The sequence below is a fragment of the Providencia sp. PROV261 genome (assembly GCF_028477945.1).
GTDB classification, from domain to species: domain Bacteria; phylum Pseudomonadota; class Gammaproteobacteria; order Enterobacterales; family Enterobacteriaceae; genus Providencia; species Providencia stuartii.
The window spans coordinates 50,662-71,775 of the sequence record NZ_JAMPMC010000005.1 but is presented as its reverse complement, the minus strand read 5'-3'; the positions used below and the strand labels follow the sequence as shown (position 1 = coordinate 71,775).

Genomic DNA, 21,114 nt, shown 5'->3' with positions numbered 1-21,114 from the left:
ATGGTAGTTAAATAACAAAATAGCAACAAAGTGAGCCGTTATGTCTGAGATACAAATTCCATTTTCAATATTAGATCTCGCACCTATTCCACAAGGCGCTTCTGCGAAGGAGGCTTTCTCTCACTCTTTAGATTTAGCCCAATTGGCCGAGAAACTTGGCTTCCAGCGTTATTGGCTTGCAGAGCATCATAATATGACGGGAATTGCCAGTGCCGCCACCTCGGTGTTGATTGGTTACCTTGCCGCCAATACCACAACACTGCATCTTGGCTCTGGGGGCGTGATGTTACCCAATCATTCACCGCTAGTGATCGCTGAGCAGTTTGGCACATTGAATACGTTATATCCTAATCGAATTGATTTAGGGATCGGTCGAGCGCCTGGGAGTGACCAACAAACCATGAAAGCGTTACGTCGCCATATGAGTCATGATATTGATAATTTCCCTCGCGATGTGGCTGAGTTGGTGAATTGGTTTGATGCAACAGATCCTAATCCTCCTGTCAGGCCAGTTCCCGGTTATGGTGAAAAGATACCTGTGTGGCTGCTAGGATCAAGTTTATACAGTGCGCAACTTGCAGCTCAAATGGGGTTACCTTTCGCCTTTGCCTCTCATTTTGCCCCTGATTTGTTATTACAGGCATTACAGACGTATCGGGAAAACTTTACGCCCTCATCTAGGCTCGCTAAGCCATATGCAATAGTTTGTATTAATATTATTGCTGCTGATACTGTTCGTGATGCGGAGTTTTTATTTACATCTATGCAGCAAGCTTTTGTGATGTTACGTAGAGGTCAGCCTGCACAATTACCACCTCCAGTGGAAGATATGGGGAAAATTTGGTCGCCTGCTGAACAATTTGGCGTGCAACAAGCACTCGGGATGTCATTAGTGGGGGATAAAGCCAAAATTCGCCATGGGCTAGCATCCGTATTACGTCAAACTCAAGCGGATGAAATCATGGTTAATGGGCAAATTTTTGATCATCAAGCCCGCTTATATTCATTTGAATTAGCGATGCAAGCAATGCAGGCGCTGAGAGAGCAGTAACGCTTATGAATAGCGGTAGCGACACTACCGCATTTTTATGGGCTACAGGCGATAACGAGAGGTATTGACCTGTGGCCCAAGCTTCCTCTGTTCGGCTAGATTGCATTCAAGACGCTGGTTTTTAAACGATGCTCTGTCAATTGAACACAATGAATCGGCCTATTTTCCCAATGCTAGAGGGCGACTCAAAATGGCAGAGTACGTTCAACGTGGTAGCATTTAGCTATTATTTTAGAGGATAAGTGAGATAACCCAGAATAATCTGGGTCATAGACGGCTAACAAGCGATTTGTGGCAGATGGGGTTCAAGAGGGGGCAGACCATGAGCCGCTCTAGCTCGGTCACAAGCTTCATTATGAACGCCATCAACCCATGATTGCTCGAATTCGCGGCAAGGGGTAGGCCTTTGACTATAGATAGCACAAGAGACACATTCACCAACCGTACCGGTTAATGCTGTGCAGCGTGTATTGTGTTTTTGATTGGTGCCCTTCATTGCACTCATAAATGGTGTTATTTGCTCAGTGAGATCTTGAGGAACCGTGCCACCACCACTTTCGCTTTCTGCCCAATAAAATGAGACGCGAAAATAAGCGCAACAAGCACCACAACTTACACAGGGATTATTTTCAGGATCAGTTTTTATTATATGAGTAATATTGGTCATATATAAAATCACTAAAAAATTTTGGAAATAATGACCCGCAGAAAACGGGCTGACGCAACATAGGCAGGAGGCCTAGAATCGTTGCTCAAACGCTATTATCTTACGTATTATTTCCGATTGGCAAGGTTTTTCAGTGTTTCATACTGATATTTCTCATTATCTATACGATAAATAAATTCGATTAGAATTTAAAAAAAACAAAAACTGCACCTTAATCAGTCGTGTTGCAACTTTTGGGGTGCAGTCAGTGGATAATTTTATCTTAAATTACGCTAATGTAAATTAGACGTGTTTTAGCTCACCATCATCCTCTTGGTTGTAGATGGTTTTGTCAGTTTCACCCATTAATTGGCTAGTGACCGTGCCCGCTGTCATAGAGCCGCTGACGTTGAGGGCGGTACGACCCATATCAATCAGAGGTTCGACGGAGATCAGTAAGGCAACCAGTGTGACAGGTAACCCCATAGCAGGGAGTACAATCAGCGCGGCAAATGTTGCACCACCACCAACACCAGCAACCCCTGCTGAGCTAACAGTAACAATCCCAACTAATGTCGCAATCCACAGTGGATCAAATGGGTTAATGCCCATGGTGGGGGCAACCATAACAGCTAACATAGCGGGATAGATACCAGCACAACCGTTTTGACCGATTGTCGCGCCAAATGAAGCCGAGAAGCTGGCGATAGATTCAGGAACACCAAAGCGACGAGTTTGAGTTTCAATATTCAGAGGAATACTGGCGGCACTCGAACGGCTTGTGAACGCGAATGTTAATACAGGGCCTGCTTTTTTGAAAAACTTAATAGGACTGAGGCCTGTTACCGCAATGAAAATACCGTGAACGATAAACATCAGTGCTAGTGCGACGTACGACGCTATCACGAATGTGCCTAGATTAATGATGTCTGATAGGTTAGAACTTGCAACAACCTTGATCATCAACGCCATGACACCATAAGGTGTTAAGCGCATAACTAGACGGACGAGTTTCATTGCCCAAGCTTGCAGCACATCGATAGCCGCGAGCGCTTTTTCACCACGTTGTTGGTCATCTTTGAGTAATTGCAGAGCAGCAACCCCCAAGAAGGCAGCAAAGATAACCACGCTGATAATAGATGTTGGGCTAGCTCCCGTCAGATCAGCAAATGGGTTTTTAGGAATAAATGATAAAATAAGTTGTGGAACAGTTAGATCAGACACTTTGCCCGCATAATTATTTTGAATTGCATCAAGGCGAGCAGTTTCTTGTTGACCTTGAACCAAACCTTCGGCAGTTAAGCCAAAAAGATTCGCAATCAAAATACCAATAAGTGCGGCTATTGCAGTGGTTAATAACAGTGTTCCGATAGTTAAGAAACTGATTTTACCTAACGATGATGCCTTGTGCAGACGTGCGACCGCGCTCAGTATCGATGCGAAAACTAATGGCATAATCACCATTTGCAATAGCTGTACATAGCCATTACCCACGATATTAAACCAGAGAATAGAGTCTTTCAGTGTTTGGTGATTAGTACCGTACACCAAATGGAGAGCGACGCCATATGCCACACCAAAAACCAGACCTAATAGAACTTTTTTCGACAGGCTCCAGCCTTTTGCCCCTAGTTTTGCCAGTAGTATGAGCAGTGCTACAAAGACAAGCACATTAATAATTAAAGGAATATTCATTCCGAACTCCAATCGCAGTTTTTTGAATTATGTTATTAGCGCTGTAAACCTTAAAGGTTATAAGGAATTAGCTCATCCTAACAACTGGTTATATGTTATCAGCAGATAAAAGACAATTCTTATACTGAAAAGTAATAACTTATGATGAATGATGCTTACAGTATATTACAAAATAGATGACTATGTAGACATGCGTATATCTATTTGATTATGAATATATTTTATTATGCTTTCAAATTGACTATGAAAATCAAAGCTATAACTAACGGGTATAAAGCAAGCACAAACAGCCAAAACGATCGCGATAAAACGTTCTGCACGTTTATTTGACTTGCTACGTAGTAACGGAAAACAAAAGCGAAAAGGCAGAGGCCATAAGAAGGGAACTCCTGAAGGGGTGAGTATATCAGCCACTAAATGGCTCATATAACCCAGTAAAAATGCTTGGATCAAATCATTAGGAATAGGCCAGTTGGCCGGTAGCCATTGGTAACAGGCGAGCACTAATAGTAGCCATGCGATTAAACTGTGTGTAAAACCTCGATGCCCACATAATTTGGAAATCGGCAGGGAAAGGATCCTTAACATCCGACCGGGTATCGATGAAGGGTGGTCGATATCGGGGAGTAATGCCCCCAATAGCGCACCTGGCACCATATGCAGCCAATCACCTTGAGCAAGCTCAGGTGTGATCTCTAGCTTATGTGCCATTATTAATGAGGCGACAGAAAATAGCAGGTGCCCTTCAGCGGTCATGGTGGATAAATTACCATCTGTTTATCTATACAGTTAGGAGGGCAGTATAAAGCGTTTAAAAAGAATATGATAGGGCTAGAAATGCAAAAAACTCTTAGTTATTAGCAAATAACATCAGAGTTTTATACTTTTATGTAATATCCCTATCAAAACGTGATAGGGACGGGCGAAAAAAGCGGCAATAGATAATTAACGCAAATATTTTTCGGTGAGTTCATTAAGTGATGCGAGTTTAACATCCGCTAATCCCCAACGCGGATCATGAAAATGCTGTTGGTCAGGAACAACGATTGAGCGCATTCTTGCCGCTTTTGCAGCAATCATACCGTTAAAGGAGTCTTCTAGTGATACGCAGTGGATGGGTTTTGTCTCCAGTAAAGCAGCTGCATTGAGATAAACTTCAGGGTGCGGTTTACTGTGAGGTAAATCAGCCGCCGAAACAACCGCCGAAAAATAATCACGGATCTCAAATAAGTTCAGTACTTTCTCTAACATGTATTGCGGCGAGGCAGACGCAAGGGCGATATTCAATCCCATTGAACGGCATAGTTCTAATGCGTGATGCACACCGGGAAGGAGGGGACGCTGCTCTTCAACTAAGCCAATAACACGATCAATAATCATCTGTTCGACTGCTTTTAGGCTATGTCCTTGCCACGGAGAAGCGTGATACCAAAGCTCTACGACATGGTCGATTCGTAAGCCTAGTGTATCGGGTAGTTTATCAGCGATGGATAGGTCGATGCCTAATTGAGTAAAAATTTCACGCTCCCCTTGCGCCCAAAAAGGCTCAGAGTCAATCAGCAAGCCATCCATATCAAAGATAACAGACTGGATGGATAAGTTGTGGTACATGTCAAAACTCCATTCATGTATGTGTGACCTTGCCATGTTTCAAGGTGTTGTATGCAGTAACAGGATTGACCCAATTAATTTGTCACCGTATCAATTCAAGGTATTGCATATCATCTGAAACTGATAGCCCTTTATTGCGATGAGTATTGTAGCAAGTCACTGACTGATTATATATATCGAAACGGTCATCTTTATCTTGAGTGTGAACGTTCCCCAAAAGTTGGATCTTTATGAAACTATTCAGTTATGGATTGAAAATGCTCGATAACATGGCTGAGATATCAACACAGCAATCCATATCCGACACACGGGAATATGGGAATGACAAGCCCCCTAAATCCGTCATATCGCGGTTGCGGTCTAAGAAGTGGGCAGCTTTGCCACTGACGACAATGGGCAGTCACGAAAGCGCAAGTTAAATAATCTGAAATTGCGAGTATCCGTATTATTCCTTGTGGTAAATTTGGTGGCTTTATAAAAATTCAGTTATGATTAGTTATAAAAAAATTTTTAGAGGGTCAATAATGAATTACCAGACTGCAAGTTATGTCGCAATCGGCAAGCGTATTATCGGTTGGATTGTTTTTCTTGTAGCATTGATTTCCACTTTAGCGTCATTAGTCAAATTGGCGGGTATGAAAGGGTTAGAAGGAGAGGGTATTAATGCAGTAGCCAATGATTTTATTAAATTAATGGCTGAAATGACGCGCCAAAGTACACCGTTTCTTAATGTCTTCTGGAACAACTCCCCAGTACCTCAAGTTGCCAATGGTTTTTCAGGCGCGAATATCGGCTTTATCATTATCTTTCTTTTTATCTTTGTTGGCTTAGCACTAAGCGCTTCTGGCTTACGCATGTATCGACAAATTAAATTTATTCGTGAAAGCCTCGAAGATCACGTGATATTGGAAAAAGCCAAAGGAAATGAAGTCTCGAAAGAAGAGCTTGAGGCTAAAGTGACGATCCCTCGACACACCATATTTACCCAATTCTTTATTCTTTATTTTTCGCCAATCGCATTCGGTATAGTTATCTATTTGGCATTAAAGTTGCTGAATTGGTAATTATCTGGCCCAGTCAGGCATCGCTGGGCCAACACCGTCATTATTTCTCGCCAATTAACTCATCGATAATGGTACGTGCGTGCAAATAGCTTTTTTCAAGGCCAAAAATATTGGATTGGCAAAGTAGATAATAAAGTTGATAAATAGGTTGCCTTTCGAGGAAGCCCGAAGGTAAAGGCCACACACTTTGGTATCCGTCAATAATTTGGATGGGTAACTCTGGGTATAAAGGCAACATTGCCATATCACATTCTCTATCCCCCCAATAGCAGGCGGGATCATATAAAATACCATTCTGCTCTTGTGTCATAGCGCAGTTGGCAGGCCACAAATCCCCATGAAGTAAGGAAGGTTGCGGTTGATGTCCTGTCAGGCGCTCTTTGACAATATCAACGATCTGCTGAATATCGCCAAAGACCATTCCTTTCTCAGCGGCAATTTGTAATTGCAAACCAATACGTTTTTCGGCGAAGAAAGAGTTCCACCGTTTTTCCCAACCATTTGGCTGAGTGATGGTGCCTAACATTGTATCAAAGTCAAAACCATAGCTCGGTTGCTCTTCCCATTGATGTAGGTGGGCTAATTGCTGGCCGAAACGCCATGCGTTAGTTGCATCAAAACTTTTTAAAGGAAAATATTCTAATAGCAGAAAGCTGTGGTGTTTATTACTCCCTACACCATACACTTTAGGCACGGTGATGGTTTTGCTTTTGGCAAGCATTTCAAGCTGTTCGGCTTCTTGTTTAAATAAAGGCAGAAATTCACGCAGATTCTGTTTGACGAAAATGGTATGGTCACCGTAATCGATTTTCATCGTGTGATGAATATCACCCCCAGAAAGTATTTCTTTGTTATGAAGTTCTGCTTCACCTAAGTGTTCGCTTAATAAACGGTACATTGCTTGCCACATGATACACCTCGCTTTGCTTTGGTCTTCACTAACACGATTCTATAGCGACAGTTTAGGAATTAACAGCAATAATTATTTAAAAAGAAGAGCCTATCACGAAATGGCTCAACTATAACATTATGTTGAATGGATTATTTTAGATATTCATTATTATCGATATATTGTTTTTAAATTAATAACTAGTCATAAATAAATATTGAAATAAGACTATGAATATATTTCAAATGTTATTTTTCTTTTTTAAAAAATAAAGCCTTATTGTAATGACTATTATTTGCTATATTTTCTAATGAATATAATAAAATTAATTTTATACATAATTAGATTGTAATTATTCGATGTTTATTTTTTGCAATATTTAAATTAAAAAGAGTAATGAAAATGAAAGAGAAAATTGAAAATTACACTGGTCCTGCCGCTGGCTGGGGCGCGGTAAAAGCCGTGGCTGAAGCTATTCGAGGCCAAATGGAAATTGGTCATGATGTGATTGCTATGTTTGAAATGAATAAGCCTCAGGGGTTTGATTGCCCTGGTTGTGCATGGCCTGATCCTAAACATTATGCCTCCTTCGATATATGTGAAAATGGCGCAAAAGCCATGTCATGGGAAGCAACATCGAAAAGAACCACACCTGAATTTTTTGCAAAACATTCAGTAACTGAATTATTAAAGTGGGATGATTACGATTTAGAAAATGAAGGTCGTTTAACGCATCCAATGAAATATAATCCGCAAACTGACCATTATGAAGTGATTGAATGGGAAGAAGCCTTTGCACAAATAGGTAAACATTTATCTGGCTATGCCGACCCTAATGTGGTCGAGTTTTATACCTCTGGGCGCACCTCAAACGAAGCTGCGTTTTTATATCAACTGTTTGCAAGAGAGTACGGAACGAATAATTTCCCTGATTGTTCCAATATGTGCCATGAACCAACGAGTGTTGGACTTGCTGCATCTATTGGGGTGGGTAAGGGCACTGTGTTATTGGAAGACTTTGATAAAGCCGATTTAGTGATCTGTATTGGTCATAACCCCGGCACTAACCACCCAAGAATGCTGAGCTCATTGCGTGAAGTGTCAAAACGTGGTGCAAAAATTATCGCGATCAATCCGTTAAAAGAACGTGGGTTGGAACGGTTTGAGTACCCACAAGATCCTGTTGAGATGCTGACTTTAGAGTCAACTCAATTAGCTCAACACTATTATAAAGTACGCATCGGTGGCGATACCGCATTAATAAAAGGCGTGATGCGTGTTGTTATTGAGCAGCATGAGGCTGCGGTCGCACAAGGTAAATCGCCTATATTAGATAATGAGTTTATTCAGTCTCACACTGCCGGTTTTGAGGCACTCAAACATGATGTGATGTCGACGCGTTGGGAAGATATATTACGTGTTAGCGGTCTAACTCGTGATGAAATCGAACAAATAGCCCAATTATATATTGAGGCGGATAGCACGATTATTTGTTATGGAATGGGGATCACTCAGCACCAGCACGGTACACAAAATATTCAGCAATTAGTGAATCTGCTGCTGCTCAAAGGGAACATTGGACGTGAAGGGGCCGGCATCTGTCCTTTACGTGGGCACTCCAATGTACAAGGAGACCGTACTGTTGGGATCACCGAAAAACCAAGCCAAGCTTTTCTCGATAAAATCGAACAACGGTTTGGTTTTAAACCCCCAGCTAAATTTGGCCATGCCGCTGTCGCGAGTATGCAAGCTATTTCTCAAGGAAGTGCGCGTGCATTGATCTGTATGGGCGGTAATTTAGCGGTTGCGATGCCGGATCAGGATGCCTGCTATAGCGGTATGAAAAAATTAGACTTAGCAGTGCATGCAGCGACTAAACTTAATCGCTCCCATCTGTTGACAGCCAAAAACACATTCCTATTCCCCGTATTAGGGCGTACTGAACGGGATGAACAAAAAACCGGACCACAAAGTATTACCGTTGAGGATTCTATGTCGATGGTACATGCCTCGCACGGTAAGCTAAAACCGGCTAGCCCTCACTTGAAATCAGAGTGTGCCATCGTAGCCGGTATGGCTAAGGCTACATTGCCAAATACTAAAGTGGAATGGGATGAGTTTATCGATGACTACGATAAAATTCGTGACGCGATGGAGGCGGTGTTACCGGGTTTTGAAGATTATAACGCGCGGATCCGTGTGCCCGGTGGTTTTCACTTAACCAATGCGGCTGCAGAGCGGCGCTGGTTGACGTCATCAGGAAAAGCAAACTTCATTACGACGCAAGGCGTTATTGAAGACCCTAAATCAGCGGTGAATAGTGAATTAGTCTTGGCGACAGTACGTAGCCATGACCAATATAACACCACTATCTATGGACTCAATGACCGCTATCGCGGTGTTTTTGGCCAACGTGATGTGATGTTTATTAGCGAAGCACAGGCTAAGAAACAGAACTTAGCCGCAGGCGATAGAGTCAATATTATTGCACTGGATAGTGAACAAAAGCGCACTCATCGCCGCTTAGATAACTTAAAAGTGGTTATCCATGATATGGCTGATCGCTGCGTGGCGACCTATTTTCCAGAAGCGAATAACTTAATTGCGTTGGATAATTTTGACCCGCAAAGTGGTATTCCGGCTTACAAAAACATTCCAGTGGTACTAGAAAAAGTGGATGTAGCGTCTTAACACCATCTCTTGATGACATAGAGACAAAAGCCACCCTTAGATGATTGGGTGGCTTTTTATTTTGCTTATTATCGCTAACAGCGCATTAGGCCGACTGTAACTTTTCTTGCGGCAATTTCGCTTTTTTACGCGCTAAGACCATTTTGCTATAGAGCAGGGCAATGATGAAGTAGATGGCTTGAGTAATAACAATACAAGGGCCTGTAGCACCGTCAATGTGGAAACTGACAATGGTTCCAATCACACTAGAGGTGACGGAGGCAATCACGGCCACAAAGAGCATCCACCCAAAGCTTCGACACAGGACAAAAGCGATGATGCCTGGGGAGATAAGCATCGCAATGACTAAGATGATCCCAACCGCTTGAAGCGAGGCGACAATGGTAAGGGCGAGCAATGAGAGCAGACCATAATGGATCAACTTCACAGGCAGGCCAATCACACGCGCTTGATTAGGATCAAAGCAATACAGCATAAAATCTTTACGTTTTAGTAAGATAATAGCGATGGTAATGCCTGCAAACCATAGGTTTTGCTTAAATTCGGCATCGGTAATACCAAGAATATCCCCAAATAGGATATGAGTAAGATGCTGCTCGGTATCGATTTTGGCAAACATCACTAAGCCGACGGCGAACATGCCTGAAAAGACAATTCCCATCACGGTATCTTCTTTGATACGACTATTCTCTTTGAGGTATCCGGTGGCAAATGCACAAAACAGGCCCGAAACAAATGCCCCAATAGCGAGTGGTATACCCGCAACAGAAGCAATAACAATCCCCGGTAATACAGCATGGGAGATGGCATCCCCCATTAATGACCAGCCTTTAAGCACTAAAAAGCAAGATAAAATCGCACAGACTGCACCTGTCACGATAGCCGTAATAATCGCTTTCTGCATAAACGGGAAAATAAACGGTGCCGTTAGTAAGTCAATAAAATCACTCATTAGAGGCTCCTTGTTGTTTTATTTTATGCAGGTTCTCGACTTCCTGTTTTGCCTTACGACGAGAAGCAAAAATGCCGTGTTTTGGCGCAAAGAAGAATGCCAACAAGAAAATAACCGTTTGAAGCGTCACAATTAAGCCGCCAGTTGCCCCATTGAGGAAATAGCTGGCATAAGCACCAATCGCGCTGGTGGCAGTACCAATAGCGACTGCAATGATTAATAAACGCTTAAATTGGTCAGTGAGTAGATAAGCTGTTGCCCCGGGAGTTACCACCATAGCAATAACTAAGATTGCACCAACCGTTTGTAATGCAGCTACCGTACAAGCACTTAGTAGAGTAAAAAAGATAATTTTTAAGCGCAATGGATTCAAGCCAATTGAACGAGCGTGGCTTTCATCAAAGAACACGGCGAGTAAATCCTTCCATAAAGCCAGTAGCACGATAAAGGAGATGGCGATAATAATTTCAACCTGCAATACATCGGCGTCGGCGATACCTAAAATATTACCGAAAATGATGGTTTGCACATTCACTGAGGTTGGGTTTAAAGAGACGATTAATAGCCCCGCGGCAAAGAAAGTTGAAAAGATAAAGCCGATAACGGCATCTTCACGTAACCGAGTAATATGCTTAATAAAGGTCATGGCTAGGGCCGCGAGGATCCCCGTAAAAAAGGCGCCGGCGGCATAGGGTAAGCCTAACGCATAAGCTCCGGCAACACCCGGTACAACGGAATGAGAGAGGGCATCGCCCATTAATGACCAACCTTTGAGCATTAGGTAAGCTGAAAGAAATGCACAAACGGCACCCACAATAGCGCTTACCCAAATGGCTTTAACCATATAGTTGTACTCGAAAGGTTGCAGTAACAACTCGATCATACTGGATCCTTAGGCTGGTTTGTTCTAACGGGGGCATTGTGGTCATGGCCATAGAAAACGGCGGCGCGTTCATCATCGGTAATCACCGTGACAGAGCGTGGATCGTCGTCGTCATGCAGCTCTTGACCTGAAAGATTGATATGGCGTAGCACACCACCAAAAGCCACTTGCAAATTCTTTTGGGTAAATGTGGTTTCAGTCGGACCACTTGCGAGTACGGTGCGATTAATCAAAATGACTTGGTCACAAAACTCAGGCACACTCCCTAAGTTGTGAGTAGACACCAAAATCAGGTGGCCTTCATCACGTAGGCTACGTAACAGGTCAATAATGGCGTTTTCTGTTTTAACATCGACCCCTGTAAAGGGTTCATCAAGTAGGAGCACTTTACCTTGTTGGGCTAGCGCACGAGCTAAAAAGACGCGTTTTTTCTGCCCGCCAGAAAGCTCGCCAATCTGGCGATGCTCTAACCCTGCCAAATCTACACGTTCAAGTGCTTTTTTTACCGCTTCTTTGTCTTCACTTTTAGGAATACGAAAAAAGCCCATTTTGCCGTAACGCCCCATCATCACCACATCGGAGACAAGCACAGGAAAGTTCCAATCCACTTCCTCTGTTTGAGGAACGTAGGCAATAATGTTTTCTTTGAGAGCCTCTTTGATTGGCTCACCATTGAGCGTGACACTGCCAGATGATGGGGTGACTAACCCCATGATCGTTTTAAATAAGGTGGATTTACCACTGCCGTTGACGCCAACCAATGCACATATTGATCCGCCTGTAATATCAAAACTTGCATCATAAATTGCAGTGTGACCGTTGTTGTAAGTGACAGTGGCATCATCCACAACCAAATTAGGGTGTTCAAAGCGTTTCGAGTTACTCATATTACTGATCAAATCCTTTCGCTATAGTGTCAACGGTTGTATTTAACAGTTCGATATAGGTTGGTACTGGGCCATCTGCGGTTGATAGTGAATCTACATAAAGGACTCCACCGTATTTTGCCCCAGTTTCTTTACTAACTTGGCGTGCTGGTTTGTCTGAAATTGTACTTTCGCTAAATACCACAGGGATATTATATTTACGTACAGTATCAATCACATTTTTAACTTGTTGTGGCGTTCCTTGTTCTTCCGCATTAATTGGCCAGAGATAAGCTTCTTTAAAGCCATAATCTTTTGTTAAGTAGCTGAAAGCGCCTTCACTTGAGACTAACCAACGTTTCTCTTCAGGGATACGGTTGAGTCGCTCACGCAGTGGAGCATCAAGTTGTGCAATCTGTTCAGCATATTTTTTCGCATTTTGGTTGTAGATTTCTGCGTTTTCTGGATCATACTTAACCAATGCTTTGCGAATATTTTCGATATAAATTTGGGCGTTTGCAGGTGACATCCATGCGTGTGGGTTCGGATTCCCCTTATATTCGCCTTCACGAATTGGCATAGGGTCAATCCCCTCAGTGACGACAACAGCAGGAACATTTTGGAAATTTTCAAAGAAGCGTTGGAACCAGACTTCAAGGTTTAAGCCATTCCATAAGATCAGGTCGGCATCATAGGCCTTCATGATATCTTTTGGTGTTGGTTGGTAGCCGTGGATTTCAGCGCCAGGCTTGGTTATCGATTCCACAACGGCGGCATCCCCTGCGACGTTTTGTGCGATATCTTGAATAATGGTAAAAGTTGTGACGACCTTAAACTTTTTAGCTAATGCAGGTTGACTGATTAGTAAAATAGTAGATAAAGCAAAGACAGCAGAAAGTAGTGGTTTAGACAGTAGAGATAGTGTTTTCTTCATTATTCAGACCCTGACATCATTGGCTTAGTGGATTTTTTAATTACCCTGTTACGCATAAAAAGAATAGCAGGAGCAAAATTCAATTGATAATGATTATCAATATCAATTGGATAAAGTCAAGACAAAAAGTGTGTGATTTTTCTATTATTGTGATTACTTTTTTCAATGACTAAAACATGTCTTGAAGTAAAAGTTAAGTAAAAATTATTTTATTTTTCTTACTATTAGTTATTCTTCCGTCAGTTTTATTAGCAGAGGATATCTCGGTGAAAAAAAATATCAGTGGCGCATTGGTATTTCTGTTGCTAGCGGGTTGCTCTAGTGAACCAGAAAAACAAGTATCAACACAACGGATGTTAAATAAAAGTAGCAATTTATCAACAGTGCAGCAAAATATTTCCTTTCCTCGTACGCCATTTGATGAGTTCATTCGAGAGTCTGCGAGTCGTTATAATGTCGATGAAACCTTAATTCGGGCCATCATTGAGGTTGAATCAAATTTCCGGCCGGATGTCGTCAGTAAGTCGAATGCGATTGGTTTAATGCAAATCAAAGCTTCAACTGCGGGGCGTGATGCATATCGTTACCAAGGGAAATCAGGGGAGCCTTCAACGCGAGATTTAAAAGATCCGAGAAAAAATATTGATATTGGCACAGCTTATATTCGGATATTAAAAGAGCAACACCTTGCTGGGATTAACAATCCCCAAACGATGTACTATGCGACTGTCGTGGCTTACGTCAATGGTGCTGGCGCCTTGTTAAGGACATTTGATAATGATAAAGGCAGAGCTATCGCGATGATTAATCGATTGACACCTGAAGAGTTTTATCAACACGTTCAAACGAAACACCCAGCGCCTCAAGCTCCGCGTTATTTATGGAAAGTCAAAAATGCCTATAATTCATTAGCCATGAATTAATGATGTGCCGCCACTAAATGTGGGAGTTGCGCGACAATCTCAACGATACCGTTGATAACAAACTGCACTCCCATACAAATTAATAAGAACCCCATTACCCTTGATATCGCATCAATTCCACCATTACCTAACCATTTCATGATAGAAGTGGCACCTCGTAATGCTAACCAAACAATTAAGCTAACAATGAAAAAGGTGATTACCGGAGCGACTTTTAATACCCAAGGGGCAAAGCCAACATCACCTTGTAAAGAGGCCGCTGAGCTAATGATAATAGCGATGGTACCTGGCCCGGCAGTACTCGGCATGGCAAGGGGAACAAACGCAATATTAGGTGATTTTTGACGTTTTTTAGAGACGGTTGTGTCATCAGGTGTTAAGGCACTGGTATCATCGTTATTCTCACCGCTAGGGAATAGCATACCAAAACCAATAAATGCCACAATTAACCCACCAGCAATGCGTAATCCGGGAATCGAAATACCAAATGTACTCATCACTAATTGCCCTGCGTAGAAGGCAATAGTCATGATCGCGAAAATATAAATAGAAGCCAAAAGTGATTGATGGTTTCGCTGCTCTTTGGTCATGTTGCCAGACAAACTCAGCATCACTGCAATTGTTGTCAATGGGTTGGCAAGAGGAAGTATTAAAACCAATCCAATACCGATGGCCTGAAATAGCTGAAGAAAATCATTCATAATAGGCAAATTAAGCTCTTAATGGAGGTTAAAATTCAGTGCGAATTGGCACTATAGCAAAAATTATGCACAGATGCCCCGTAAAACCGCTTATCTCGCTACACAATCTCTGATATATCACGCGATAAAGTTACCAATCTTATTGCGATGATTTTTTTAAGATTTAAAAAGAAGTAGTTGTACACATTAACTGTGGATAACATTCGCATTCTATTGTGAATAAGTTGATTTACTCTTTTTATAACAGTGAGATATAACAGTGAGCTAAAAAATGTTCAATTTTTAAGATAAAAAAAACCCTTTTTATGGGGGACATAAAAAGGGAAAGGGCATCTATTAGTAGGTTGTCAAAATTTCGATATGGTTAAGTTATACCGTTAATTTTGTTATTTACTTACTGGTTATGTAAATTCATTAAAAGAATACGTGTACAATTATTTATTAGTGAGCGTGGGAGAAAAAATGCTAATTGGAATCAATCATTTAACTCTAGCCGTTAGTGACATACAAAAAAGTATTTCTTTTTATCAGACGGTATTAGGAATGCAGTTACATGCAAGTTGGGAGCGAGGGGCTTATTTAACCTGTGGTGCACTATGGGTATGCCTTTCTTATGATCCGATGAGACAAGAGGTTGCTGCTGCAAAGCGTCGTGATTACACCCATTATGCTTTTACGGTGTTAGCTGAGGATTTTTCGGATATCGTTGAAAAATTGCATCAAGCCGGCGTGACTGTCTGGAAAGATAACCGCAGTGAAGGTGACTCCTTCTATTTTTTAGATCCAGATGGTCATCAATTAGAAATTCATGTTGGTTCATTAATAGATAGATTAAAGAGTTGCCGCAAAAAGCCGTACGACGGAATGGTATTTTATTCATAGTCAATACACCGCGGCGAATAGGTGATAACACAGGTGAAAGTTATAGGGAAACATTATGTCTATTCAAAGTGTAGCGACTGTTGGTGGATTGGAACAACAATTAGATTGGTTATTAATCGACTGTGTGAACAGTGGGGCTTCGATTGGATTTATTGCTCCAATAACACAGGTTGAAGCGCGCAATTATTGGCAAACAGTTGATCAAGGCTTGCAAACCGGTGAACGTTTATTACTCGTAAAATTAGTCGACAAACAGTTAGCTGGGGCAATTCAACTTTCATTTTGCGCAAAGGCAAATGGTCGCCATCGGGCAGAAGTTGAAAAACTCATGGTACACACAGCTTTTCGTCAGCAAGGCATAGCTAAACAGTTACTTCTCGCTGTGGAGCAGGTAGCGCTAAGCCATCAACGAACATTACTTGTATTAGATACTCGTACAGGTGATGTTGCTGCACATCTGTATCGCCAACAAGATTATATCGAGGTGGGCGAAATTCCTCATTTTGTATCGAATGCTCAACAGGAGTTTGAGAGTACAACTATTTTCTATAAGCACTTAAGCGTAAACGTATCATCTTAATTTGCTTGCTTTTATTAGCCTATTAATATTGCTAGAGTTTTCTTTACAAACTATTTTTTATTATAAATATTGCTTTACGCCCTATGCACTATGCTAACTAAAGTCAAACAGGTAAGTTTTGGGGTTGTAAATGAAAAATGTAATGACGGCTCTGACGGCATTCGTCATGCTAATGGGAGTCGCAATAGCTGCACTGCTTATTGTTTTTCCGCAGCAATGGAAGCAGGACATCTATCCTAGTGTAGCAAGTATTTTGCCTGAATCTATTAATGCGCTAATGCCAAGCTGGGGTGCGGATTATAATGCATGTGACAGTTTAGAAAGTAATTTGCAAACCTTTGCCGAATATTTAAAGACAAATGAAGATGTTGTCAACGTTAAAGGTATGAATGGACTGGACGACCAATTGAATGCCATACGCTCACGGGTTGAGAGTATGCCAGTACAAGTACGGAAATTAGTTTGCCAACAAGAATATGCACGCTTAGAAGGGTTAAAAAGTGTGTTCTTTTTGGGAAATAATTAGCGTTAACTTAATCAAAATAGTGCAGAAAATATCGCAGGGATAGAAAGCAAAATTTGTTATTTAAAACATCTTACATGATCTGTGTTAGTCTAAGTATGCCGTGTTGATTTAGGGAGCGTATCATGCGCATATTTAGACTTCCTTTCTTAAATTGGCTAATTTTCAACGCCATCGCCTTCTATTATCTTGATACGAAAAATAGCCTGTCTTGGAATTTCTCTGGTTGGATGGGAATATTGGCGATACTGGTTGCGTTGGAAAGCTTTGGGTGGATAGCCGCCAGTTTATATTATTTTTATCGTTACAAGACATCCCCTAATCCCATCGTTCAGGCAACAGCGTTGATCACGGAGGGGCCATTTAAATTCTCTCGTAATCCACTCTATTTGGCGTTTACATCCTTGTGTGTCAGTTTGGCACTGTTTACCCAATCACCGTATTTTCTTGTATCAGGCCTTGTATTTTGGCTGGTGACCGATCTGTATACTATCCCTCAAGAAGAAAAGTTCCTATCAGCACGTTTTCAAGAGGAGTGGCAACGTTATAGCCAACAAACACGACGCTGGCTGTAACTTAAGAATACGGTGTGTATTTTAAAATAACCGTTAAATATGCATTTTGTTCTTAACAACTAGCGCAAAATATCGTTGTTTATCATATTGTCTTGTTTATTTATCAGCGGAGCGTATCACGACTAGAGGTATCTATTTACTGGTTGATGACGTAAAACGAGGCATGCGCACGCAGAGATAAAAAAAGTGAATTCAGATCACTTTACACTGCTCTTCACTCAGTATTCAGCGGCCTGAAGGCCAATGCATTGAGTAAACAATCCATTGCTATTTTTTATTAACCATTTGCTCAATAGATGCACACACTATGAATATTGAAACTTTCATTTCGTTATCGATGTTTTCTTTTGTCACGTCCATTACCCCAGGCCCCAATAACATCATGTTACTTGCATCGGGGATGAATTTTGGACTAAAGCGAACTATGCCACACGCATTAGGGGTCTCAATAGGCTTTTTGGTGATGTTAATTGCAGTGGGAATGGGAGTGGGGGCTTTAATTAAGTCGTCAGAGATCGTTTATAATATTTTGAAGTATCTAGGGATAGCCTATTTATTATGGCTAGCTTGGAAGACGACAATCAGCCGTTCAGTTGGATCAGCAAAAAACAGTAATGAAAAACCGCTAACGTTGTTAGAAGCAGCGCTGTTTCAATGGGTAAACCCAAAAGCATGGATGATGGCGATATCGGGTATGGCCCTCTACACAGACTCAACGAACCCTTATAGCTCAATGTTGCTTGTGGCGGTTATTTTTAGCCTAATTAATTTTCCATCTGTCACGATTTGGGCTATGTTTGGTAGTGAGTTGCGCGAACGATTGAAGAACCCTAATGTTTTGAAAAAGTTTAATTTAATTATGGGGCTATTGCTTGCGGCAAGTGCGATATCAGTGATATTCCAATAATATCTTATCGCCTCAACAGTAAGGCAAAAAGGGAAATATTGGGTTATCGGATAAGTGATAGTGGATATACAGCATTATGGTGTATATGGGGAGTGTAGGCAGGCTGGTGGAAAGACGCATACCAGCTATACATTCCGCTATATACCTCCACGCGCACAATTGAGTTAATTAAACCAATCGAAACGGGAATGAATATTGAGCAAACCTACGATTAAATAAATCGGATAGAAAGTCAGCATTAGTGAAACGGGGGCTGACTGAATTGTGATTATCATTGCGCTAATATATAGGCTCAGTTTTTCACTCGTCATTTTGAAAAATAGGCGGCCTTAAATGGGAAGCAGCTATTAGCAACCTGTGGTGACAACCCAAATATTTTTCCAGTTGAGCAAAGCCAAAGGTTGATTATTTTAGTATTTATACCTATTTATATTGTTGTGGCAATGCGGCATATCTTGTTTTAATTGTAGAAAATAGACTCAGTATTTTTATTGCGCTCATTTTCGTATTGATTGGTACTTCATATAAACTCACCATTTTCTATGTTGCACTATTCAAATTGTGTCCATCGCTCTATTTGAGCAAGCTTGAACTATTCGGCGATAATAACCACTCATCTATCGCGAATAAATCAGTCTGTGTTATCATTGTCAATGAGTTACTTTTAATGTGCATAGTCAGTTAGTCATTTGTGTACATATCTCGCATAGTGAAGTGAGGAATTAATCGTAACGTATTGTTTTATAAACTTGGAATAATCAAGCAAGTGATCTTTCGTGTGGGTCACCACTGCTGATAAGGATTTATTAATGCCTGTTATTACTCTTCCTGATGGAAGTCAGCGTCAGTTCGACCATGCCGTTTCTGTGATGGATGTTGCGCGTGATATTGGAGCAGGTCTCGCAAAAGCGTGTATTGCGGGCCGTGTAAACGGTGAATTGGTTGATGCCTGTGAACTGATCGAGCATGATGCCAATTTGGCTATCATTACCAGCAAAGATGATGAAGGGTTAGAAATCATTCGTCACTCTTGTGCTCACTTGCTAGGTCATGCAATCAAACAATTGTGGCCAAACACCAAAATGGCAATTGGTCCAGTTATCGATAATGGTTTTTATTATGATATTGACCTAGATTATGCGCTGACGCAGGAAGACTTGGAAAAGCTTGAAAAGCGTATGCTTGAGCTTGCCAAAACAGATTATGATGTAATTAAAAAACGTGTTTCTTGGGCCGAAGCTCGCGAAACCTTTGTTGCCCGTGGCGAAGATTATAAAGTTGAAATTCTTGATCAAAATATTAGTCAAGACGACCGCCCAGGCTTATATCATCATCAAGAATATATTGATATGTGTCGCGGTCCGCACGTACCTAATATGCGTTTCTGTCACCACTTTAAATTACAGAAAGTGGCGGGCGCATACTGGCGTGGTAACAGCGATAATAAAATGCTGCAACGTATTTACGGTACCGCTTGGGCAGATAAAAAGCAGCTAAATGCCTATCTATTACGCCTTGAAGAGGCGGCTAAGCGTGACCACCGTAAAATTGGTAAGCAATTAGATTTATACCATATGCAGGAAGAAGCGCCGGGTATGGCGTTCTGGCACAATGATGGCTGGACAATCTTCCGTGAATTAGAAACTTTTGTACGTACTAAACTGAAAGCCTATAACTATCAAGAAGTAAAAGGTCCATTTATGATGGATCGGGTACTTTGGGAAAGAACTGGGCACTGGGAAAACTACAAAGACGCGATGTTCACAACGTCTTCTGAGAACCGTGAATATTGTGTGAAACCAATGAACTGCCCAGGTCACGTACAAATTTTCAACCAAGGTTTGAAATCATACCGTGATCTGCCATTAAGAATGGCTGAGTTTGGTAGCTGCCATCGTAATGAACCATCCGGCGCGTTACACGGTTTAATGCGTGTACGTGGCTTTACACAAGATGATGCTCATATCTTCTGTACTGAAGATCAAATCTTAAGTGAAGTCACCGACTGTATTAAAATGATTTATGACGTTTATGCAACATTTGGTTTTGAAAAAATTGTTGTTAAATTGTCTACACGTCCTGAAAAACGTATCGGTACTGACGATATGTGGGATACCGCAGAAGCGGATCTGGCTCAGGCGTTAAAAGATCAAGGTATTGAGTTTGAATACCAGCCAGGCGAAGGGGCATTCTATGGTCCTAAAATTGAATTTACACTGTATGACTGTCTAGACCGCGCATGGCAGTGTGGTACTGTACAGTTAGACTTCTTCTTGCCAGGCCGCCTCAATGCATCTTATGTTGGTGAAAACAACGAACGTATTGTGCCTGTGATGATCCACCGTGCGGTATTAGGTTCACTTGAGCGCTTTATCGGTATTTTGACAGAAGAATATGCAGGCTTCTTCCCAACATGGTTGGCGCCACAACAAGTGGTTGTGATGAACATCACTGATACTCAGGCGGATTATGTTCAAGAATTAGTCAGCAAGCTACAAAGTGTTGGCATTCGTGCGAAAGCGGACTTACGTAACGAGAAAATCGGCTTTAAGATCCGCGAACACACCTTGCGTCGTGTTCCTTACATGTTAGTTTGCGGCGATAAAGAAGTTGAATCAGGTAAAGTCTCTGTACGTACCCGTCGCGGTAAAGATTTAGGCAGCCTAGATGTCAATGAATTTACAAACAAACTGCTAGAAGAAATTCGCAGTCGTCAGCTTAATCAGATGGAGGAATAAGGT

General features: G+C 41.6%; 20 protein-coding genes. 10 read left to right on the top strand and 10 right to left on the bottom strand.

The features are described from left to right. The first annotated feature begins 40 nt into the window (after positions 1-40). Positions 41-1,051 (top strand): luciferase-like monooxygenase, encoded by a 1,011-nt coding sequence (locus PR675_RS02910; protein WP_060561317.1) that lies wholly within the window; start codon positions 41-43, stop codon positions 1,049-1,051. A 277-nt stretch (positions 1,052-1,328) separates the two neighbouring features. Here PR675_RS02910 and PR675_RS02905 read toward each other — a convergent pair whose 3' ends face one another. From PR675_RS02905 to hxpB, 4 genes are all read right to left on the bottom strand, one after another. Next, positions 1,329-1,718, bottom strand: a complete 390-nt coding sequence (locus tag PR675_RS02905; protein WP_004919036.1) for a YkgJ family cysteine cluster protein — start codon at positions 1,716-1,718, stop codon at positions 1,329-1,331. A gap of 282 nt (positions 1,719-2,000) precedes the next feature. Continuing rightward, positions 2,001-3,392: an L-cystine transporter gene (locus PR675_RS02900; protein ID WP_004919037.1), complete on the bottom strand. Its 1,392-nt coding sequence runs from the start codon at positions 3,390-3,392 to the stop codon at positions 2,001-2,003. Positions 3,393-3,572: 180 nt separating this feature from the next. Then, positions 3,573-4,148 (bottom strand): metal-dependent hydrolase, encoded by a 576-nt coding sequence (locus tag PR675_RS02895; RefSeq protein ID WP_004919040.1) that lies wholly within the window; start codon positions 4,146-4,148, stop codon positions 3,573-3,575. A 189-nt stretch (positions 4,149-4,337) separates the two neighbouring features. After that, positions 4,338-5,003, bottom strand: coding sequence for a hexitol phosphatase HxpB (gene hxpB / locus PR675_RS02890; RefSeq protein WP_060561316.1), 666 nt, complete (start codon positions 5,001-5,003; stop codon positions 4,338-4,340). Positions 5,004-5,527: 524 nt separating this feature from the next. Here hxpB and PR675_RS02885 point away from each other — a divergent pair. After that, a complete protein-coding gene (locus tag PR675_RS02885; protein WP_014658188.1) occupies positions 5,528-6,067 on the top strand; it encodes a YniB family protein in 540 nt (179 codons plus the stop codon). Between the two features lie 40 nt (positions 6,068-6,107). On the opposite strand, the gene PR675_RS02880 is transcribed toward PR675_RS02885, so the two are convergent. Further along, positions 6,108-6,977: a fructosamine kinase family protein gene (locus PR675_RS02880; protein ID WP_004919048.1), complete on the bottom strand. Its 870-nt coding sequence runs from the start codon at positions 6,975-6,977 to the stop codon at positions 6,108-6,110. A gap of 381 nt (positions 6,978-7,358) precedes the next feature. Between PR675_RS02880 and PR675_RS02875 the strand changes: the two genes are divergently transcribed. Continuing rightward, positions 7,359-9,647 (top strand): FdhF/YdeP family oxidoreductase, encoded by a 2,289-nt coding sequence (locus PR675_RS02875; protein WP_014658189.1) that lies wholly within the window; start codon positions 7,359-7,361, stop codon positions 9,645-9,647. An 85-nt stretch (positions 9,648-9,732) separates the two neighbouring features. Here PR675_RS02875 and PR675_RS02870 read toward each other — a convergent pair whose 3' ends face one another. The 4 genes from PR675_RS02870 to PR675_RS02855 are packed head-to-tail and all read right to left on the bottom strand — an operon-like array spanning position 9,733 to position 13,282. Then, entirely contained in the window at positions 9,733-10,599 is an 867-nt protein-coding gene (locus PR675_RS02870) for a metal ABC transporter permease (protein WP_004919051.1), read from the bottom strand. Then, the gene (locus PR675_RS02865) at positions 10,592-11,482 is read right to left on the bottom strand and encodes a metal ABC transporter permease (RefSeq protein ID WP_004919054.1); all 891 of its coding nucleotides are present in this window, start codon (positions 11,480-11,482) and stop codon (positions 10,592-10,594) included. Before PR675_RS02865 ends, PR675_RS02870 begins: the two co-directional genes overlap by 8 nt. Beyond that, positions 11,479-12,369: a manganese/iron ABC transporter ATP-binding protein gene (locus PR675_RS02860; protein WP_014658190.1), complete on the bottom strand. Its 891-nt coding sequence runs from the start codon at positions 12,367-12,369 to the stop codon at positions 11,479-11,481. Before PR675_RS02860 ends, PR675_RS02865 begins: the two co-directional genes overlap by 4 nt. Before the next feature lies 1 nt (position 12,370). Then, positions 12,371-13,282, bottom strand: coding sequence for a metal ABC transporter substrate-binding protein (locus PR675_RS02855; RefSeq protein ID WP_004919060.1), 912 nt, complete (start codon positions 13,280-13,282; stop codon positions 12,371-12,373). A 266-nt stretch (positions 13,283-13,548) separates the two neighbouring features. Between PR675_RS02855 and PR675_RS02850 the strand changes: the two genes are divergently transcribed. Further along, the gene (locus tag PR675_RS02850; RefSeq protein WP_004919061.1) at positions 13,549-14,205 is read left to right on the top strand and encodes a transglycosylase SLT domain-containing protein; all 657 of its coding nucleotides are present in this window, start codon (positions 13,549-13,551) and stop codon (positions 14,203-14,205) included. On the opposite strand, the gene PR675_RS02845 is transcribed toward PR675_RS02850, so the two are convergent. Further along, complete coding sequence (locus PR675_RS02845) at positions 14,202-14,906, bottom strand: MarC family NAAT transporter (protein ID WP_060561315.1); 705 nt, start codon at positions 14,904-14,906, stop codon at positions 14,202-14,204. The genes PR675_RS02850 and PR675_RS02845 overlap by 4 nt on opposite strands. Positions 14,907-15,368: 462 nt before the next feature. Between PR675_RS02845 and fos the strand changes: the two genes are divergently transcribed. The 6 genes from fos (at position 15,369) to thrS (ending at position 21,111) form a co-directional block, all read left to right on the top strand. After that, positions 15,369-15,788: a fosfomycin resistance glutathione transferase gene (gene fos / locus PR675_RS02840; RefSeq protein WP_014658192.1), complete on the top strand. Its 420-nt coding sequence runs from the start codon at positions 15,369-15,371 to the stop codon at positions 15,786-15,788. 55 nt (positions 15,789-15,843) lie between these two features. Continuing rightward, positions 15,844-16,368, top strand: coding sequence for a GNAT family N-acetyltransferase (locus PR675_RS02835; protein ID WP_004919069.1), 525 nt, complete (start codon positions 15,844-15,846; stop codon positions 16,366-16,368). 130 nt (positions 16,369-16,498) lie between these two features. Then, a complete protein-coding gene (locus PR675_RS02830; RefSeq protein ID WP_004919070.1) occupies positions 16,499-16,894 on the top strand; it encodes a hypothetical protein in 396 nt (131 codons plus the stop codon). Between the two features lie 122 nt (positions 16,895-17,016). Further along, on the top strand, positions 17,017-17,466 hold the full coding sequence (locus tag PR675_RS02825) for a methyltransferase family protein (protein WP_004919071.1): 450 nt from the start codon (positions 17,017-17,019) through the stop codon (positions 17,464-17,466). A gap of 307 nt (positions 17,467-17,773) precedes the next feature. Continuing rightward, positions 17,774-18,373, top strand: a complete 600-nt coding sequence (locus tag PR675_RS02820; RefSeq protein ID WP_014658194.1) for a LysE family translocator — start codon at positions 17,774-17,776, stop codon at positions 18,371-18,373. Positions 18,374-19,182: 809 nt separating this feature from the next. After that, a complete protein-coding gene (thrS, locus tag PR675_RS02815) occupies positions 19,183-21,111 on the top strand; it encodes a threonine--tRNA ligase (protein ID WP_014658195.1) in 1,929 nt (642 codons plus the stop codon). Positions 21,112-21,114 lie beyond the last annotated feature (3 nt).

What these genes read in the sequence shown, in the direction of transcription:
- PR675_RS02900 (WP_004919037.1), bottom strand. Translation starts at nt 3,392, where the DNA reads ATGAATATTCCTTTAATTATTAATGTGCTTGTCTTTGTAGCACTGCTC.
- PR675_RS02910 (WP_060561317.1), top strand. Translation starts at nt 41, where the DNA reads ATGTCTGAGATACAAATTCCATTTTCAATATTAGATCTCGCACCTATT.
- PR675_RS02860 (WP_014658190.1), bottom strand. Translation starts at nt 12,369, where the DNA reads ATGAGTAACTCGAAACGCTTTGAACACCCTAATTTGGTTGTGGATGAT.
- PR675_RS02835 (WP_004919069.1), top strand. Translation starts at nt 15,844, where the DNA reads ATGTCTATTCAAAGTGTAGCGACTGTTGGTGGATTGGAACAACAATTA.
- thrS (WP_014658195.1), top strand. Translation starts at nt 19,183, where the DNA reads ATGCCTGTTATTACTCTTCCTGATGGAAGTCAGCGTCAGTTCGACCAT.
- PR675_RS02855 (WP_004919060.1), bottom strand. Translation starts at nt 13,282, where the DNA reads ATGAAGAAAACACTATCTCTACTGTCTAAACCACTACTTTCTGCTGTC.
- PR675_RS02885 (WP_014658188.1), top strand. Translation starts at nt 5,528, where the DNA reads ATGAATTACCAGACTGCAAGTTATGTCGCAATCGGCAAGCGTATTATC.
- hxpB (WP_060561316.1), bottom strand. Translation starts at nt 5,003, where the DNA reads ATGTACCACAACTTATCCATCCAGTCTGTTATCTTTGATATGGATGGC.
- PR675_RS02870 (WP_004919051.1), bottom strand. Translation starts at nt 10,599, where the DNA reads ATGAGTGATTTTATTGACTTACTAACGGCACCGTTTATTTTCCCGTTT.
- PR675_RS02875 (WP_014658189.1), top strand. Translation starts at nt 7,359, where the DNA reads ATGAAAGAGAAAATTGAAAATTACACTGGTCCTGCCGCTGGCTGGGGC.
- PR675_RS02905 (WP_004919036.1), bottom strand. Translation starts at nt 1,718, where the DNA reads ATGACCAATATTACTCATATAATAAAAACTGATCCTGAAAATAATCCC.
- PR675_RS02825 (WP_004919071.1), top strand. Translation starts at nt 17,017, where the DNA reads ATGCGCATATTTAGACTTCCTTTCTTAAATTGGCTAATTTTCAACGCC.
- PR675_RS02830 (WP_004919070.1), top strand. Translation starts at nt 16,499, where the DNA reads ATGAAAAATGTAATGACGGCTCTGACGGCATTCGTCATGCTAATGGGA.
- fos (WP_014658192.1), top strand. Translation starts at nt 15,369, where the DNA reads ATGCTAATTGGAATCAATCATTTAACTCTAGCCGTTAGTGACATACAA.
- PR675_RS02865 (WP_004919054.1), bottom strand. Translation starts at nt 11,482, where the DNA reads ATGATCGAGTTGTTACTGCAACCTTTCGAGTACAACTATATGGTTAAA.
- PR675_RS02845 (WP_060561315.1), bottom strand. Translation starts at nt 14,906, where the DNA reads ATGAATGATTTTCTTCAGCTATTTCAGGCCATCGGTATTGGATTGGTT.
- PR675_RS02880 (WP_004919048.1), bottom strand. Translation starts at nt 6,977, where the DNA reads ATGTGGCAAGCAATGTACCGTTTATTAAGCGAACACTTAGGTGAAGCA.
- PR675_RS02820 (WP_014658194.1), top strand. Translation starts at nt 17,774, where the DNA reads ATGAATATTGAAACTTTCATTTCGTTATCGATGTTTTCTTTTGTCACG.
- PR675_RS02895 (WP_004919040.1), bottom strand. Translation starts at nt 4,148, where the DNA reads ATGACCGCTGAAGGGCACCTGCTATTTTCTGTCGCCTCATTAATAATG.